This is a genomic window from Tardiphaga sp. 839_C3_N1_4 (assembly GCF_051811045.1).
In the GTDB taxonomy this organism is placed as follows: Bacteria; Pseudomonadota; Alphaproteobacteria; order Rhizobiales; family Xanthobacteraceae; genus Tardiphaga.
On record NZ_JBPWQD010000001.1, the window covers coordinates 3833158 to 3849779 of the forward strand.

The 16622-nt window shown below is 62.8% G+C and carries 16 protein-coding genes and 1 tRNA gene; 11 read left to right on the forward strand and 6 right to left on the reverse strand.

Features of this window, described 5'->3' with window-relative positions; translation table 11 throughout:
• The first annotated feature begins 83 nt into the window (after positions 1–83).
• The 3 genes from obgE (at position 84) to AB8A38_RS18310 (ending at position 2674) form a co-directional block, all read left to right on the forward strand.
• The gene (gene obgE / locus AB8A38_RS18300; RefSeq protein WP_439086962.1) at positions 84–1133 is read left to right on the forward strand and encodes a GTPase ObgE; all 1050 of its coding nucleotides are present in this window, start codon (positions 84–86) and stop codon (positions 1131–1133) included.
• A gap of 51 nt (positions 1134–1184) precedes the next feature.
• Positions 1185–2315 (forward strand): glutamate 5-kinase, encoded by a 1131-nt coding sequence (proB, locus tag AB8A38_RS18305; protein ID WP_068737827.1) that lies wholly within the window; start codon positions 1185–1187, stop codon positions 2313–2315.
• A gap of 137 nt (positions 2316–2452) precedes the next feature.
• On the forward strand, positions 2453–2674 hold the full coding sequence (locus AB8A38_RS18310) for a cysteine rich repeat-containing protein (RefSeq protein WP_439086963.1): 222 nt from the start codon (positions 2453–2455) through the stop codon (positions 2672–2674).
• Between the two features lie 55 nt (positions 2675–2729).
• Here the strand turns inward: AB8A38_RS18310 and AB8A38_RS18315 are convergent, their stop codons facing one another.
• Entirely contained in the window at positions 2730–4415 is a 1686-nt protein-coding gene (locus tag AB8A38_RS18315; RefSeq protein WP_439086964.1) for an MFS transporter, read from the reverse strand.
• Between the two features lie 165 nt (positions 4416–4580).
• On the opposite strand from AB8A38_RS18315, the gene AB8A38_RS18320 reads away from it, so the two are divergent.
• Complete coding sequence (locus AB8A38_RS18320; protein ID WP_439086965.1) at positions 4581–5957, forward strand: hydrolase; 1377 nt, start codon at positions 4581–4583, stop codon at positions 5955–5957.
• A gap of 224 nt (positions 5958–6181) precedes the next feature.
• Here the strand turns inward: AB8A38_RS18320 and AB8A38_RS18325 are convergent, their stop codons facing one another.
• Positions 6182–7012: a hypothetical protein gene (locus AB8A38_RS18325; protein WP_439086966.1), complete on the reverse strand. Its 831-nt coding sequence runs from the start codon at positions 7010–7012 to the stop codon at positions 6182–6184.
• A 256-nt stretch (positions 7013–7268) separates the two neighbouring features.
• Here AB8A38_RS18325 and AB8A38_RS18330 point away from each other — a divergent pair, with 256 nt between their 5' ends.
• The 4 genes from AB8A38_RS18330 to AB8A38_RS18345 all read left to right on the forward strand — a co-directional run bounded on the left by AB8A38_RS18330 (position 7269) and on the right by AB8A38_RS18345 (position 11827).
• A complete protein-coding gene (locus AB8A38_RS18330) occupies positions 7269–8654 on the forward strand; it encodes a cytochrome P450 (RefSeq protein ID WP_315840088.1) in 1386 nt (461 codons plus the stop codon).
• 135 nt (positions 8655–8789) lie between these two features.
• Positions 8790–10199, forward strand: coding sequence for an adenylate/guanylate cyclase domain-containing protein (locus tag AB8A38_RS18335; protein WP_315840087.1), 1410 nt, complete (start codon positions 8790–8792; stop codon positions 10197–10199).
• Positions 10200–10356: 157 nt separating this feature from the next.
• Positions 10357–10836, forward strand: coding sequence for a TerB family tellurite resistance protein (locus AB8A38_RS18340; protein WP_439086967.1), 480 nt, complete (start codon positions 10357–10359; stop codon positions 10834–10836).
• Between the two features lie 211 nt (positions 10837–11047).
• Positions 11048–11827 carry an SDR family NAD(P)-dependent oxidoreductase gene (locus AB8A38_RS18345; protein WP_439086968.1) on the forward strand — a complete coding sequence of 260 codons (780 nt, stop codon included), beginning with the start codon at positions 11048–11050 and terminating at the stop codon, positions 11825–11827.
• Between the two features lie 111 nt (positions 11828–11938).
• Here the strand turns inward: AB8A38_RS18345 and AB8A38_RS18350 are convergent.
• A tRNA-Ala gene (locus AB8A38_RS18350) sits at positions 11939–12014 on the reverse strand.
• Between the two features lie 196 nt (positions 12015–12210).
• Between AB8A38_RS18350 and AB8A38_RS18355 the strand changes: the two genes are divergently transcribed.
• The 3 genes from AB8A38_RS18355 to folD are packed head-to-tail and all read left to right on the forward strand — an operon-like array spanning position 12211 to position 13745.
• On the forward strand, positions 12211–12501 hold the full coding sequence (locus AB8A38_RS18355; protein ID WP_068737841.1) for a YggT family protein: 291 nt from the start codon (positions 12211–12213) through the stop codon (positions 12499–12501).
• A gap of 15 nt (positions 12502–12516) precedes the next feature.
• Positions 12517–12864: a DUF167 domain-containing protein gene (locus tag AB8A38_RS18360; RefSeq protein ID WP_439086969.1), complete on the forward strand. Its 348-nt coding sequence runs from the start codon at positions 12517–12519 to the stop codon at positions 12862–12864.
• A complete protein-coding gene (gene folD, locus AB8A38_RS18365) occupies positions 12861–13745 on the forward strand; it encodes a bifunctional methylenetetrahydrofolate dehydrogenase/methenyltetrahydrofolate cyclohydrolase FolD (protein WP_439086970.1) in 885 nt (294 codons plus the stop codon). The genes AB8A38_RS18360 and folD overlap by 4 nt, the downstream gene beginning before the upstream one ends.
• Here the strand turns inward: folD and AB8A38_RS18370 are convergent.
• The 3 genes from AB8A38_RS18370 to AB8A38_RS18380 form a co-directional block, all read right to left on the reverse strand.
• On the reverse strand, positions 13742–15223 hold the full coding sequence (locus tag AB8A38_RS18370) for a M20 family peptidase (protein WP_439086971.1): 1482 nt from the start codon (positions 15221–15223) through the stop codon (positions 13742–13744). The genes folD and AB8A38_RS18370 overlap by 4 nt on opposite strands.
• Positions 15224–15254: 31 nt before the next feature.
• Positions 15255–15794, reverse strand: coding sequence for an inorganic diphosphatase (ppa, locus tag AB8A38_RS18375; protein ID WP_315840083.1), 540 nt, complete (start codon positions 15792–15794; stop codon positions 15255–15257).
• A gap of 103 nt (positions 15795–15897) precedes the next feature.
• The gene (locus tag AB8A38_RS18380) at positions 15898–16407 is read right to left on the reverse strand and encodes a GNAT family N-acetyltransferase (RefSeq protein WP_068737851.1); all 510 of its coding nucleotides are present in this window, start codon (positions 16405–16407) and stop codon (positions 15898–15900) included.
• Positions 16408–16622 lie beyond the last annotated feature (215 nt).

Sequence of the window (16622 nt, forward strand, 5' to 3'; positions counted from 1 at the left end):
CAAGGCCCCCAAATAAGGGCTTTTCACGATGCTCCGGCGACGAAGTGGTTGCCGCGACCACCCCCCTGCGATACGGATACGCTATGAAATTCCTCGATGAAGCCAAGGTTTACATTCGCTCCGGCGACGGCGGAAACGGCTGCGTGGCCTTTCGCCGCGAGAAGTATATCGAGTTCGGCGGTCCCTCCGGCGGCAATGGCGGCCGCGGCGGCGATGTCATCATCGAAGTGGTCGATGGCCTCAACACGCTGATCGACTATCGCTACCAGCAGCACTTCAAGGCGCCGCGCGGCACCAATGGCATGGGCAAGGACCGCCATGGCGCCAATGGCAAGCCGATCACGCTCAAAGTTCCGGTCGGCACCCAGATCATCGATGAGGATCGCGAGACGCTGATCCACGACTTCACCAAGCTCGGCGAGACCTATGTGCTGGCCGAAGGCGGCAATGGCGGCTTTGGCAACGCGCATTTCAAGTCATCGACCAACCGCGCACCGCGCAATGCCAATCCCGGCCAGCCGGGCGAAGAGCGCTGGATCTGGCTGCGGCTGAAACTGATTGCGGATGCGGGCCTCGTCGGATTGCCCAATGCCGGCAAGTCCACATTCCTGTCCAAGGTCAGCGCTGCGCGGCCGAAGATTGCGGACTATCCGTTCACAACACTGCATCCGCAGCTCGGCGTCGTCGATGTCGATGCGCGCGAATTTGTGCTGGCCGACATTCCCGGTCTCATCGAAGGCGCTCATGAGGGTGCCGGCCTCGGCGATCGCTTCCTCGGCCATGTCGAGCGTTGCCGTGTTCTGCTGCATCTGATCGATGCGACCTGCGAACATGCGGGCAAGGCCTACAAGACCGTCCGCGCCGAACTCGATGCCTATGAGGGCGACCTCGCCAACAAGGTCGAGATTGTTGCGCTCAACAAGATCGATGCGGTCGAGCCGGACGAGCTGAAGAAGCAGAAGGACCGGCTAAAGCGCGCTGCGAAGCAAACGCCGCTGCTGATCTCAGGCGCGACGGGCGAAGGCGTGCCGGAAGCTTTGCGGGCGCTGGTCGCGGTGATCGGCGAAGCGCCGGTGTCGGACAAGGCCAAGAGCGCAGCGCAGTCTGCGCCATGGGCGCCGGCGACGAGCTGATCTGCCTCTGACGTCCGTCCAAGCATCAAACGCACTGCCAAAGCCCACATCATGTCGCGCCCCGAGCTAAAGAACTTTCGCCGTATCGTCGTCAAGGTCGGCTCGTCGCTGCTGATCGATTCCACGGCCGGCGAAGTCAGGGCCAAGTGGCTCGCGGCGCTTGCCGCCGACATCGCCAAGCTGCATGCGGACGGTCGCGACGTGCTGGTGGTCTCGTCCGGCTCGATCGCGCTCGGCCGCAGCCGTCTCAAATTGCCGCGCGGTCCGCTGAAACTCGAAGAGAGCCAGGCCGCCGCTGCCGTCGGACAGATCGCGCTCGCACGCATCTGGTCGGAAGTGCTGGGGCATCACGGCATCGGCGCCGGACAGATTCTCGTGACACTGCAGGACACCGAGGAACGCCGCCGCTATCTTAATGCGCGCTCGACCATCGGCAAGCTCCTAGAATGGCGCGCCGTGCCGGTCATCAACGAGAACGATACGGTGGCGACCAACGAAATCCGCTATGGCGACAATGATCGCCTCGCGGCACGTGTCGCGACCATGGCATCCGCCGACCTGCTGGTGCTGCTGTCGGATATCGACGGTCTCTACACTGCGCCGCCCGGCGCCAATCCCGATGCGAAACTGATTCCTATTGTCGACAGCGTCACCGCCGAGATCGAAGGCATGGCGGGCGCGGCCGAGAGCGAATTGTCGCGCGGTGGCATGTACACCAAGATCGAGGCAGCGAAGATCGCGACCACGGCCGGCACGCACATGATCATCGCGTCCGGTAAGGTCGAGCATCCGCTGCAGAAGATCGCCGATGGCGGCCTCTGCACCTGGTTCCTGACGCCTGCCAATCCCGTCACTGCACGTAAGCGCTGGATTGCGGGATCGCTGGAACCGAAGGGTACGTTGACCATTGATGCAGGTGCTGTTGCTGCACTCCGTGCCGGCAAGAGTTTGCTGCCTGCCGGCGTCATCAAGGTGGAAGGCGATTTCGCACGCGGCGACGCCGTTATCGTGCGTGGACCGGACACGCACGAAATCGGCCGCGGCCTCGTGGCTTATGACGCAGACAATGCCGAGAAGATCAAAGGCCGCTCATCTCCGGACGTGATGATTATTCTTGGCATCAGCGGCCGCGCCGAAATGATCCATCGCGACGATCTCGTGATCTCGGGATCGCGAAGTTAAGCAGCGACAGTTCGCCTGAATGACGTAACGCGCAATCCGTGAACTTGGTGCCGGACGCTCGCCATCATTGCGCCATTCCCACGTACTTCGTTGCGCGCCATAGAATGAGATAGCCAATTTTTAGGGAGGCCCATTTCATGACCCGACTTTTGATCATCCCGTTCCTGCTGATCGCCACGTCCGCTTTCGCGCAGGGGAGCAACACATCAGCCAATCAGTCGGCCTGCTCGCGCGACGTCTCACGCTTCTGCCGCGCCAAGATGAATGATGGCGACATGGCCGTGCTCAGCTGCCTCAAGGAAAACCGTTCGAAGCTCAGCAAGGCCTGCGCGAAAGTTCTCGCCGAGAATAATCAATAGCGCGACCAGCGTTTTCGAGCGAAGTGGGCACCGGCTCGCGTCAAAATAAGAAGTTCTAACCGCTGCTGCCGGCCGGCGTCGCGACAGGAAGCACCTCGGTCGCTGCGCGATCGGGCGTATCGTCTTTCCAGCGCACCGAACCGAACGGCCGCTCCAGCATGCGACGCACGCGGACCGGATCCGGCCCGAGATGGAATGCCACTGCGCGCTGATACAACGCGCGTTCGGACTGTGTCGCGCGGTTGCGCTGGCGCAGGAAGTCGAGCCAGGTCGGGCAGTGATAGCGCTCGGTCCACAATTCGGGATCGGCGATATCGCGCGCGATCGACCAGCCATAGGCGCCGTTGCGCTGGCGCGAGAGCTGCACGTCCTGCATCACGCCGTGGAACGCCCGCGCACTCTCCTGATCCACGCGATATTCGATCTCCACCACCAGCGGGCCGCTGCGCGCTGTGAGCTGCAGCTGTACTTCGGGGTCAGCCAGCGTCTCGGCATCCTCATCGCGTGCGCCGGTCGGCGGCATCCGCAAGAACAGACCGAACAGTGGTGACAGAAACATCGACGCGCCGGACACTAGTAGCGCGGCCTCGACGCCGACCATATCGGTGAGATGACCCCAACCCCAGCTGCCAATCGCAATGCCGCCGGCAATCGCCGCCTGGAATGCCGCAAGCGAACGCCCGGCGACCCAGCGCGGTGCGGAGAGCTGCACGCCAATATTGAACAGGGCGACCGCCAGCATCCACACCGCCCCCGCCACCACCAGCGCCGCCGCGGTGATCACGGGCTCACTGCTGACCGCAACGACAGCAATCGCGACACCCATAATCAGCGCGCAGGCGCGGATCGCGCCTTCGCCGCTGAGATGCTTGCGGACATGGCCGATATTCATTGCGCCGATCACCGCACCCATGCCGAAGGCGCCGAGCATGATGCCATAGGTCTGCGCGCCGCCATGCAGAAGGTCGCGCGCGACCAGCGGCATCAGTGCCGACACCGAGCCACCGCAGATGCCGGTGATCAGCGTGCGCGTCAGCACGATGCGGATCGACGGCGAATTGGCGATGTAGCGCACGCCGGACACGATGGCGCGGCTCATCCGTTCGCGCGGCAGCCTGGAAACATCGACCTTGCGACGCCACAGGAACAGCACCACCAGCAATGGGATGTACAGCACCGCATTGGCCGCGAAGGCTGCGACGGCACCGGCGGTGGCAACCACGATGCCGCCGATCGCCGGGCCGAAACTCCGCGCGATATTGTAGCTGATGCCGTTCAGCGCCACGGCGGATGGCAGTACCTCCGGCGGCACCTGCTCGCCCACTGAGGATTGCCAGGCCGGCCCGAACAGCGCCATGCCGCTGCCGATGATGAAGCAGAAGGCCAGCAGGATGTTCGGCGTGATGTGGCCGGTCCAGTCCAGCATGGTCAGCATGGTGGCGCCGACCAGCGACAGCACCAGCGACACCAGCGACACGACACGGCGGTCATACATGTCGGCGACGGCGCCTGCGGGCATGGAGATCAGCATGATCGGCAGCATCAAGGCGGTCTGCACCAGCGCCACCTTGTCTGCCGACGCAGTCATCTGGGTCATCGCCCAGGCAGCACCCACGCTCTGGATCATCAGGCCCAGATTGGACAGCAGGCTGGCGAGCCAGATCCGCCGGAACACCGCAAACCGCAGCGGGGCGGCAATGCCGTCGGAGGGAAGAACCACTGGTTTCGCTGCTTCAGCCATCATCGTCCCGTCGTCTGCTGCAGATAGCGACTGCAGGGCCATACGGGGCCTGATTCCCCGCGGGCGTATCCAAGGTGATGCCTGCGAAACGCGTTGTCTGTCCAGTGCCTGCTCCGCTATCACAGCAGCAAGCGCCGGTAGTGCGCAGATAGAGGGAGACCAGCTATGACGCTGTCGCGACGAACCATTCTCACAGGCGCGGCGATGCTGCCGCTGGCCCTCCATACGCTCCGTTTCGAGGCGGTTGCACAGACCAACCCTAGCGCAGCGGCCGGTTCCGACATTCCTCCGATTCTGTTCGTCCACGGCAATGGCGACCACGCGGCGCTCTGGATGACGCAGATCTGGCGCATGGAATCCAATGGCGTTCCGCGCAACCGTCTGATGGCGCTCAATTTCACCGATCCGCTGGCGCGTTCCGACGATGCTGTGGCGCAGCAAGGCCGCTCCTCCACGGAGGACCAGCGCCGCGAGCTCGGCGAGGCCATCGCGGAACTGAAAAAGCGCACGGGCGCGGTGAAAGTGGCGCTCGTCGCCAATTCCCGCGGCGGCAATGCGGTGCGCAATTACGTCAAGAATGGCGGCGGAGGCGATGTCAGCCACGCCGTGTTGTGCGGCACGCCCAATCACGGCGTATTCGACTGGGCCGACAATCCCGGCAGCGAATTCAACGGCCGCGGGCCGTTCCTCAAAGGGCTCAATGGCAGCGAAGGCCCGGAAGTGACCGAGGGTACTGCGTTCCTGACGCTGCGCAGCGATGGCATCGACAAATATGCGCAGCCCGATAGCCGGCTGCTCGGCAAGCCGGGCGTGGCGACCGGCGTCACCTCCGATGGTCCGGCACTGCGCGGCGCCACCAATCTCGTGATCGGCGCCATCGATCATCGCGAGACCGGCTTTCACCCCCGCGCCTTCCGCGAGATCTACAAATTCATCGCCGGCCGCGAACCCGCGCGGATCGATATCGCGCCGGAAAATGAGGTGAAAATCAGCGGTCTCGTCACCGGCACGCCTGGCGGCGTGCCGACCAATCGTCCGGTCGCGGATGCTCTGGTCGAGGTGTATCGCGTCGCACCTGACAGCGGCGAACGGATCGGGGCGGCGCTCTATGCGACCCGCACCTCCGCCGATGGCCGCTGGGGTCCGGTTCAGGTCGACCCGACCTGGCCTGTCGAGATCGTGCTGACATCGGCAGGCGCGCCGATCACGCATTCCTATCGCTCGCCATTCCTCCGCTCGTCCGACGTCGTTCATCTGCGCGCCGGTCGCGCCCTGGGTCCCGCCGACACCACTGCCGGCGCGGTGGTGTCGATGTCGCGCGTCCGCGGCTATTTCGGACTGCCGCGCGATGTCGTGCTGCTCCACGGCAAGGAGCCGACCGACGTGAAAGCCGGCGTGCCCACGGATTCGCTCTCGACCATCCGCCTTCCGGTCACAGATATCGGACGTCCGGTGGCGGCACTGTTCAATCAGGAGCGGATCGTGGTGCGTGCCTGGCCGGCTTCGGAAAACCGGATCACGGTGGCGGAGTTCACCGAGTAGATCACGCCAACTCTCGCGCGCCTCGGGGCTTGGCTTCCATAACGCTGCTTTTGCGCGCGCCTTCCGTCAGATCGCGTGAAGCATTGTTCGAATAGCATAGAGCCCCGCCGGGTACGGGGCTCTGTCGTTATTCTGTTATCGCAGCAACAGCACCAGGATGATGAGGGGAAGCGGGATTCCGAGTAGCCACAGAAGAATGGGCATGGTTGTCTCCTTTGATTGGGTTAACGACGTTTTTTCCAGGTACCGTCACGAAGACCGCCACCTTCCGTCGCAGCAAGGCTGGCGGAGAAAGCACCGATCAGCAGCGAAGCCGTGAGCCAGAATGCGAGTTGCATCGCAGCCTTGCGTGCAGCATCCGCAGCGGACTTCGCATCATTGATGACTTCGGTGACACGCTTGTCCGCATCGGCCTCGCTCAAGCCGGTGCGGCTGGCGACGACCTTGTTGACGTAACTGCGATCAGCAGGCTTGACGTCCCCGCCGCGGAAACTGGCAGCCATCAGACGCGACAGTTCACCGCGCGCTTCCATGCTGTTGCCATCGGCCGATGGCGTCGTCGGGCGGAGCAGCGAATCGATGTAGCCATCATTCGGACCCGCCTGGGCCGTTGCAGCGGTTGCACCTGCGGCAACACCTGACGTAGCCCCGCTCAACAGGGTCGTGGCAGGAGACGCCAGCAGAATTGCCCCCAAGACTGTTGCGAACGACCAGGCCAGGAATCCATGCGCAGTGTCGCGAAAGTAGACCTCGTCCGAATGCACACCGATCCAGCGCGACCGCAGGCGGCCGGCCAGATAGCCGCCGATCGATGATGAGATCATTGCGATCACGACCAGATAGATGCCGGTCGTGATCTTGAATGTCGTGGTGGAGGCGCCTGAGTTTGCCCAAGGCGATACGACCGACAGGCCAAGACCGGTGCCAAAGGCAATCAGAATCAGCGTAAGTGCGAGCGAAGTAACCGCGCCGGCGGCGACCGCAGCCCACGACACGCCCGAGGTTTGCGGTTCGTCGACGCCTGCGGCGGGTTGGACGACAACTGTATCGATCATTCTACATCCCCAAATCGTTCCGGTACGGAACGTTGCCTCCCTAATGTGCATGAGTGAGTATCGTTCCGAGGAATGCATCCGTTTGGGCCGCAAGTCGTCGCAGAGTTCGTCTCGGCTCGCCCCTTTCGGTGAGCACGGGGGCGAAGAAGCAGCTAGCCATTACCGCGCGACAGGCCGACGCCTTCATGGCGCCCGGATTAGCAACTGCTATAGTGAAGCCACAGCCGGCACCGCATTTCAGGTTGCGAGGTCCATCGTGAGCATTGCCGAAGTCTATGACTTTTCAGCTCCACGGCAGCCCCTGGTGCCGCCGAGCCCGCCGCGTGCGCCCGAGAACATGGGGGCACTGGGGCGTATGTCGGCCATGCGCCGCAGCGCCATCGAGACCTGGGGCCAGCGTGCCTATGAAGATGACATCATCAAGGGCCGCTTCTTCGGCCATGCCAGTTTCATCCTCAATAACCCCGATGCGATCCGCCATGTGCTGGTAGACAATTACGAGAACTATACCCGCACGCCTGCGGCATTCCGCGTGCTGCGGCCGATGCTCGGCGAGGGCCTGCTGCTCGCCGAAGGCCGCACTTGGAAACACCAGCGCCGGACACTGGCGCCGGCCTTCACACCGCGCGCAGTGACGACTTTGGTGCCGCACATGATCTCGGCGGTCGATGACACGCTGGCCGACCTGCACCGCGCGGAGGGCAAGCCGGTCGATCTGCGCGCGATCATGCAGCGGATGACGCTGGAGATCGCAGGCCGCACCATGTTCTCGTTCGGCATGGCCGAACATGGCGCGAAGCTGCGCGACTTCGTGATGGAATACGGCATGAACCTAGCACGGCCGCATTTCCTCGACCTGCTGCTGCCGCTGGGCTGGCCAACGCCGCAGGATATCTCGCGCGCCTTCTTCCGCAGACGCTGGACGAGATTCGTCGGCGAGCTGATGACCGCACGTCGCGCCGCCGGCAAGAACGACGACGCGCCGCGCGATCTGTTCGATCTGATGGTGGCCGCGCGCGATCCGGAAACCGGCGCATCCTTCACCGACGTGCAACTCGGCGATCAGGTGGCGACGATGATCCTCGCCGGCCATGAGACGACGGCAACGGCGCTGTTCTGGGCGCTGTATATGCTGACGCTCGATCCGGCGACCCAGGAGCAGGTCGCGGCCGAAGCCCGCGCCGCCAGTGCGAACGGTACGTTCGATATCGAACATCTGAAATTCACCCGCGCCGTGATCGACGAAACCATGCGGCTCTATCCGCCGGCTTTTCTGATCGCGCGCGCCGCCGCGGGCCCTGATCGTCTGGCTGGCCAGTCCGTTGCCAGCAAGGACGTGATCCTGATCGCGCCCTGGCTGCTGCATCGGCACGAGAAATTGTGGCACGAGCCCAACGCCTTCATGCCGTCCCGCTTCATGCCCGGCGCGACGCCGCCGGACCGCTTCGCCTATCTGCCTTTTGGCGTCGGTGCCCGGGTCTGCATCGGCGCGCATTTCGCGCTTGTCGAGGCCACATTGGCGCTGGCGAAAATCATCGGCGCGTTCCGCATCGAGCTGCCGGATAAAGCACCCGTCATGCCGATCGGCGTGGTGACGACACAACCGGATCGCTCGCCACAGTTCTGGATTGAGCGACGCTGACGTTATGTCAGCACGTCCTCTCCTCACGTCTTCCCCGCCCCCGCGCGCTCATGGCACGCGGGCGGAACGACAAGTTGAAGTGTTGCGGCAAAGCCCTGTCTTGGATGCAGCGCCTATTTGGCCTAAACTGATGCCATGAGTGATGTTCAGGCACTATTCGCGACATTGAACCAGGCGACCGATCCGGCCGTAGCCGATGCCATTGCACAACTGATCCGCGACGGTGCGGACCACGAACTCAATCGTATCAATGTGCTGGATTTTGCGGCACGCCGTGGCCTGAACGAAGAGCGCGTCATTTCCGGCTTCCTGCATGCCTCCCGCCTCGGCCTGTTCGACCTGACCTGGAATGTGTTGTGCCCGGGCTGCAGCGGCGTCCTCGACGCCCACAGCACGCTGAAATCGCTACGCCATGACGACTACCATTGCGGGCTCTGCGCCTGCGGCTATGAAGCGTCGGTTGACGAGCAGGTCGAGGTGGCGTTCACGGTCGCACCGCGCGTCAGGCACATCGCTGCACACGACCCCAATACGCTGCCGCTCTGGGAATATTTCAAGCAGGTGTTCTGGAGTTCAGGCGTCGATCTCAATCAGGAATCGTTTGCGTCACTCACCGATGAAGTGACACTGGACGCAATGGAATTGCCGGCACATGAAAAAGCGGTGATGTCGCTGCACTTGCCGTCGGAATTCGTCATCGTGTTCGAGCCGGTAACCCATGCCGCGCAGTTCATTGACGTGCAGGGCGAGCCGACCAAGGAACGACAGCATCTGTCGCTGATCTACAACCGGCAGCATACGCCGACCGGCACCATCACAATGCAACCCGGACCGCTGCGATTGTCCCTCGAAAACCAGACCGAGGTGCGCGTGCTGCCATCGGTATTTGTCGCGGCCGAGGGTCTCCATCACCTGATCGGCAAGCGCAAGCCGTTCCTCACAGCCAAGCGGATACTCACCAACCAGACCTTTCGCGACGTCTACAAGGCCGACAACCTCAATATCGATCAGCGACTGAAGATTACCTCGCTGACTTTCCTGTTCACCGACCTCAAGGGCTCGACTGCCTTGTACGAGCGCGTCGGCGATCTCGCAGCCTTCGATCTGGTGCGTGCGCATTTCCACGCACTGCTGGAGATCATTGCGTCGGAAGCCGGTGCCGTCGTGAAGACCATCGGCGATGCCGTCATGGCGACCTTTACGCGGCCCGAACAGGCGCTGGCCGCAGGTTTGCGCATGCGCGCCGCGATGGAGCGGCTGAATGAAGAGCGCGGCACCAAAGACCTCGTGGTCAAAATCGGTATCCATGAGGGACCCTGCCTCGCTGTGATGCTGAACGAGCGGCAGGATTACTTTGGCCAGACCGTCAATATCGCTGCCAGGGTGCAGGGCCTGTCAACCTCGCAAGCGATCCACGTTACCAGCCCGGTGATATCGGCGCAGGCCGTGGAAGCCATTCTGCGGAAGGCTGAGATCACGCCGATCCAGAAACATGCGGCCTTGCGCGGTATCGCCGACAAAATGGTGGTCTATGAAATCCCGTGACATGAGCCCCCGTAAACTGCCAATCGTCTCAATCGTTACTTAACTGTCATCAGCGCTTCGGGAACCCGGCCGCATTGCGCGCGTTCCATTTTCGCGCGACAAAGCACGAGCGCTTTCGCCGCATGGCAGCCCGCTCGATCATCTGGTTCAAGGAATAATGCTGGAAAAACTGCGCCAATTCATTGCCGACGTGGTGTCTCCCGATGCGCACGGAAATCAGGCATTCGACGATACCGGCTTCCGTCTTGCCGCCACGGCGCTGATGCTTCACGTCATCTCGCTGGACGGTGAGCCCTCAGCTATCGAGAGAGCCAAGTTGCACAGCCTGATCGAGTCGCGTTTCGAGCTCGATCCCGGCACGGCTGACAGGCTCATCTCGGCTGCCACCCTCGTCGAAGGCGAAGCCGTCGATCTCTATCACTTTACGAGCGTCATCATGCGCGTGGTCGACGAGCCCGGCCGTGTCCGTCTCGTCGAGATGATGTGGCAGCTGGTCTATGTTGACGGCCGCGTCAGTGAGTTCGAGGAAAATGTGGTCTGGCGCGCAGCCGACCTGCTCGCAGTTTCATCACGTGACCGGATGGAGCTCAAACGACGCGTGGCGGGCGGTACGGCCACAACGGATACCACTGTCTGAACAGGCGCAGCCTGACCGGCAAATGACAGCACCACGACGCATAACCAAAGTTTAATGCGCGGTCCCCGATAATTCATGCCACTGCTACACGCTCGGGAACTGGATGTCCTGCGGTACTCCGGTGGTCATTCCGACTTGCACATCACGGGTATCCCTATTACGCCTGTAGATGCATGCAAATCGTCCTCACGTATTTTAAGAGTACCTTATTGTGACTGAGCGCGTGACGTTAATAACCGGAGCCTCGGCCGGAATTGGCGCCGAACTCGCCCGCGTCTTCGCTGCGAACAAGCATCGCGTCGCTCTGGTTGCACGCCGTGCCGAGCGCCTGAATGCGCTGGCCGCTGAAATCACTGCTGCAGGCGGTGCTGCGCCCATCATCATTCCCTGCGATCTCGAACAACGCGACGCCTGCGCCCAGATCGCGGCTGCCCTCGCTGCTGCCGATGTCGAAGTGGAGTACGTCGTGAACAATGCCGGCTTCGGCATGTTCGGTCGCGCCATCGACATGGACCGCGACCGGCAACTCGGCATGCTTGAGGTCAATGTGCGCGCACTGACGGATCTGTCGCTGCGCTTTTCCGAGAGCCTGATCCGCAACAAGGGCGGCATTCTCAATCTCAGCTCGATCGCGGGTTTTTTGCCGGGTCCCGGAATGGCCGTGTACTACGCCAGCAAGGCCTATGTGCTGTCCTTCACCGAAGCACTGCGTCAGGAGCTCGGCTCAAAGGGCGTGCGCGTCACCGCGTTGTGCCCCGGGCCGGTGCCTTCGGAATTCCAGGCGCGCGCCGGATTCACGCCGGGCCTCGACTCAGCCATCCTCAATGTCTCGGCCGCCGATGTCGCCCTGCTGGGCTATCAGGGCCTGATGGCCAACAAACGCACGGTTTTCCCCGGCCTCGGCATCAAGATCGTGCCACTACTGCTGCGGCTGTTTCCGCGCGGCTTCATCGCGGGGGCGGTGGCAAGGTTGCAGTTGAGACGGGTGTGAATCCGGTCCGCCTACGCCCTGCGGGCCTCGGCGAGACGTCCTTCGTTTGCTTCGCTTTTTATGGTCGGGAGGATGGCTTGCCGAACCGGAGCTTGCGACGCAAGCGAAGAATGGTGGAGCCAGGCGGGATCGAACCGCCGACCTCGTCATTGCGAACGACGCGCTCTCCCAGCTGAGCTATGGCCCCGATACGAACCGGGTCGCCCATGCGATCCGGTCAGCAATCGGCGCCATTTACAATCCCCGTTAACGGCAAGTCAAGAACGTCGCAAAAGCGCGGTTTTCCGGCACTTTTCGCCCGGAACTTCCCTTGTTTGAGGGGGGCTGAACCGATATTTAGCGGACAGTCGAATCCGCGACCTAACCCGCGAGCCATCCCCGCCATGCGCGCCGTTCTCGATATCGTGCTGATCATTCTCGATCTCTATGTCTGGCTGCTGATCGCCTCGGCGATCCTGTCCTGGCTGATCGCTTTCAACGTCGTCAACACCCGCAACCAGTTCGTCTCCGCGATCGCCGAATTCCTGTTCCGGATCACCGAGCCCGTGCTGGCGCCGATCCGCAGGATGCTGCCGAGCCTCGGCGGCCTCGATATCTCACCGATCATCCTGATCCTGATCATCATGTTCCTGCAACGGGTGATTACCTACTACATCTATCCCAGCGTCTTCTGATCGGCCGCCGGGTTCGTGGCGGAGCCCTGGCGCTACGCGACTGACGGTGTCAGCATCACCGTTCGCGTGACGCCGCGGGGTGGCCGAGACGATATCGACGGGATCGAGACGATGGCCAATGGCCGCTCGGTGGTGAAAGTGCGGGTGCGCGCCATCGCCGAGGGCGGCGAAGCCAACCGCGCCGTAACTGAGCTGCTTGCCAAGCGGCTCGGCGTGCCGAAGCGCGATGTGCGCGTGCTGTCCGGCACCACGTCGCGCGTGAAACAGATCGCGGTCGATGGCGACCCGACAAAACTGGGCGCCATGCTGCGCAGTATCGCTGCAGCAGTGCCCGACGACACAGACGACAGGAGCGACACATGACCGCCAGCATCATCGATGGAAAGATCATTGCCGCTGAATTGCGTGGCCGCGTCGCAGCTGAAGTCGCGCGCGTCAAAGCCCAACATGGCGTGACGCCTGGCCTCGCCGTGGTGCTGGTCGGCAGCGATCCCGCCAGCGAGGTCTATGTGCGCAGCAAGCACAAGCAGACCCAGGAAGCCGGCATGGCCTCCTTCGAGCACAAGCTGCCGGCCGATGTGGCTCAGGCCGATCTGATCGCGCTGGTACAGAAGCTCAACGCCGATCCCACCGTACACGGCATTCTCGTGCAGCTGCCGCTGCCGAAGGGGCTCGACACCGACGCCGTCGTCAACGCAATCGATCCCGGCAAGGACGTCGATGGCCTGCACCCGACCAATGCCGGACGCCTTGCCAGCGGCATGCCCGCTTTGTCGCCCTGCACGCCGCTCGGCTGCATCATCCTGACCAAGAGCGTGCATAAATCACTCGAAGGCATGAATGCCATCGTGATCGGCCGCTCCAATCTGGTCGGCCGTCCCCTGGTGCAACTGCTGCTCAATGAAAACGCCACGGTGACCATCGCGCATTCGAAGTCGCGCGATCTCGCCAAGCTCTGCGCGCAGGCGGATCTGGTCTATGCGGCAGTGGGCCGCCCTGAAATGGTGCGCGGCGACTGGATCAAGCCCGGCGCGACCGTGATCGATGTCGGCATCAATCGGCTGCCCGGTGCCGAAGGCAAGACGCGCCTCGTCGGCGACGTGGCCTATCAGGAAGCGCTGAAGACCGCCGGCGCGATCACGCCGGTCCCCGGCGGCGTCGGTCAAATGACAGTCGCCTGCCTGCTGGTGAACACGCTGCGGGCCGCCTGGGCGATTCACAAGCTGCCGGCGCAGGCGGTTTAGTTCGCCGTATTCTCGATCAGCCGTCGATAGAACCGGATCATGTCAGCGTAGTTCGCGACGCTCAGCCGTTCGTTGGTGCCGTGAAAACGCTTGAGGTCTTCCGACGTCGCGCGCACCGGCGAGAAGCGGAAGATGTTGTCGGTGACGTCCGTGTAGTGCCGCGAGTCTGTCGCCGCGACCATCAGGCCCGGCGCCACCAGCGCATCGGGGAATATCTCGCGAATGGTCTGATTGAGCGCGCGATAGGACGGGCTTGCGGTACCGGTCACCGGAGGCGGATCGGTATTGCCGGGGAACGCCGCGATGGAAATCTTGTCATTACTGACCGCGTTGCGCACATGTTCGGTGACACTGGCCTGGGTATCCCCGGGCAACAGCCGGAAATTCACTGTCGCCTCGGCATTGCCCGGCAGCACATTGTCCTGCTCGCCGGCCTTGAAGATCGTCAGCGCCGTGGTCGTGCGCACCGTCGCCTCGGTCGGGCCGCTCTTCTCGAATTCGCGCAGCAACAGCGGCTTGAACAGCCACAGGTTGGACAGCACCACGCGGTTGAAGCCGCTCATCTCCGGCGCGATCGTGTTGAACATCTCGCCGACGGTGCCGCGGATCTGCATCGGCAGGCGCTTGTTCTCAAGCTGCGCCAGTGCTGCGCTCATCATGCCGATGGCCGTTTCGCGGGGCGGCATCGACGAATGACCGGGCGTGCCATGCGCGGTCAGCACCAGCGTCGCATAGCCCTTCTCGGCCACGCCGATCAACGCCATCGGTCTGTCGAGGCCCTTGAGAATCCCCTCGGTGATCAGCAGGCCTTCGTCGAGCACGAAGTCGAGTTTCGCGCCGCGTGATTTCAGCAGCGCCGCGATCGCCCGCGCGCCGCGCTTGCCGGACACTTCCTCGTCATGACCGAAAGCGAAATAGATCGTGCGTTTCGGCTTGAAACCTGCCTTCGCCATGGCTTCGGCGGCTTCGAGGATTGAGTACAGATTGCCCTTGTCGTCCCATGACCCGCGCCCCCAGATGAAGCCATCGGCGACGACGCCCTTGAACGGCGGCTGCTGCCAGTCCTTTTCGGTGCCCGGGGCAACAGGCACGACATCCTGATGCGCCAGCAGCGCGATCGGCTTCAAGGCAGGATCGCTGCCTTCCCATGTGTAGAGCAGGCTGTAATCGCCGACCACTTCGCGCTTCGCCGCCGCATGGAAAGCCGGAAAGCTCGCCACCAGATGCGCCTGCATCGCACGAAGCGGTTCGGCAGCCTGATCGGGATTGAGAAAATTGGAGATGGTCGGAAAGCGGATCGCCTCTGCAAGGCGCTCTGCGGCCGCCTGCTCATCGACGGGCGCTTTCGCCGCTGCGGTCACTTGCAGCTGCCGCGATCCCCCGCTGAACGTCTTGACGAGTACGACGCCCGCAAGAAGCAGAACGGCCGCGATGACGATCAGCGCGGCCGTTCGGAGCAGTTTGATCCATCGGCGCATCGGAAGTCCCCTTCTGCTACGCCGGTCTCTGTTACTTGGTCTTGGCGGCCTTGGCGCGCTCGACGCCTTCCATGATCAGGCGCTGCGCGTCGGCGGCATCGCCCCAGCGCACCACCTTGACCCACTTGCCGGGCTCGAGATCCTTGTAGTGCTCGAAGAAGTGCTGAATCTGCTGCAGCGTGATCTCCGGCAGATCGCTGTAGTTCTTCACCTTGTCGTAGCGCTGGGTCAGCTTCGAGGTCGGCACCGCGATGATCTTCTCATCGAGGCCGCCTTCGTCTTCCATCAAGAGCACGCCGACTGGACGCACGCTCATCACCGCGCCCGGCACGATGGCGCGGGTGTTGGCGATCAGCACATCGCAGGGATCGCCGTCGCCAGACAAAGTGTGGGGAATGAAGCCGTAATTCCCCGGGTAGCGCATCGGGGTGTAGAGGAAGCGATCGACGAACAGGGCGCCGGATTCCTTGTCCATCTCGTATTTGATGGGCTCGCCGCCCACCTGGACCTCGATCACGACGTTCACTTCATGCGGCGCCTTGGCGCCGAGCGGGATTGCGTCAAGACGCATCAAACACTCCAGATTTCATAGGACAGGTTGCGACAGGCGTAGCCGAGCGGGAGCCCGGATTCAACGCCTGCGAGACCAGAAAATCATGAACCGGCTTAATGGCTTAATTCGTCCAGGCGAATGCCACTTTATCGAGCGATTTTGCGCCGAAACGCTCCGAGGAACGGGCCACCATGCGGCCACCCAGAGCGCGGTAGAACTCCGTCGCGCCCTCATTGTCCGACAGCGCCCAGATGACCATGCTCTTCAGCCCGCTCTGCACGAGGTCGCGCTTGGCGGAGGCGAACAGCCGGCGGCCGAAGCCGAGGCCCTGGAATTCCGGACGCAGGTAAAGTTCGTAGATCTCGCCTTCGAACTGCAGGCTGCGGGCGCGGTTACGACCGTAATTGGCGTAGCCGGCGACCTTGTCGCCGAAGCACAAAACGCTGACGCGGCTGCCCTTGCGGATCGCCGAATCCCACCAGCCGGGACCGCGGCGATTGATCAGCTTTTCCAATTCGGGGCCCGGGATGAGACCTTGATAGGCCGCGCGCCAAGCTTCGTCATGGGTGGACGCCACCGCGGCTGCATCCGCAGCTTTGGCCGGCCGAACCTCGATCAGGGTTGTGCTCATGAGGGGATCAAAGCAAGTCGGCGGGCGCTCTTCAAGGTCCATCGTTAATTATCGGTTAACGTGTGGATTTTCAGCATCAGTTTACCGAAAGAGTTGTATCGAAAAAGGACAGAGCTGCATCCAATGCGCGCCGAACGCCATGTTTTCCACTGCTGGCACGTATCGCGCGAGTCGTGTCGCAGTTGCACCCGCGTATCGATGTGCACAACTGCATC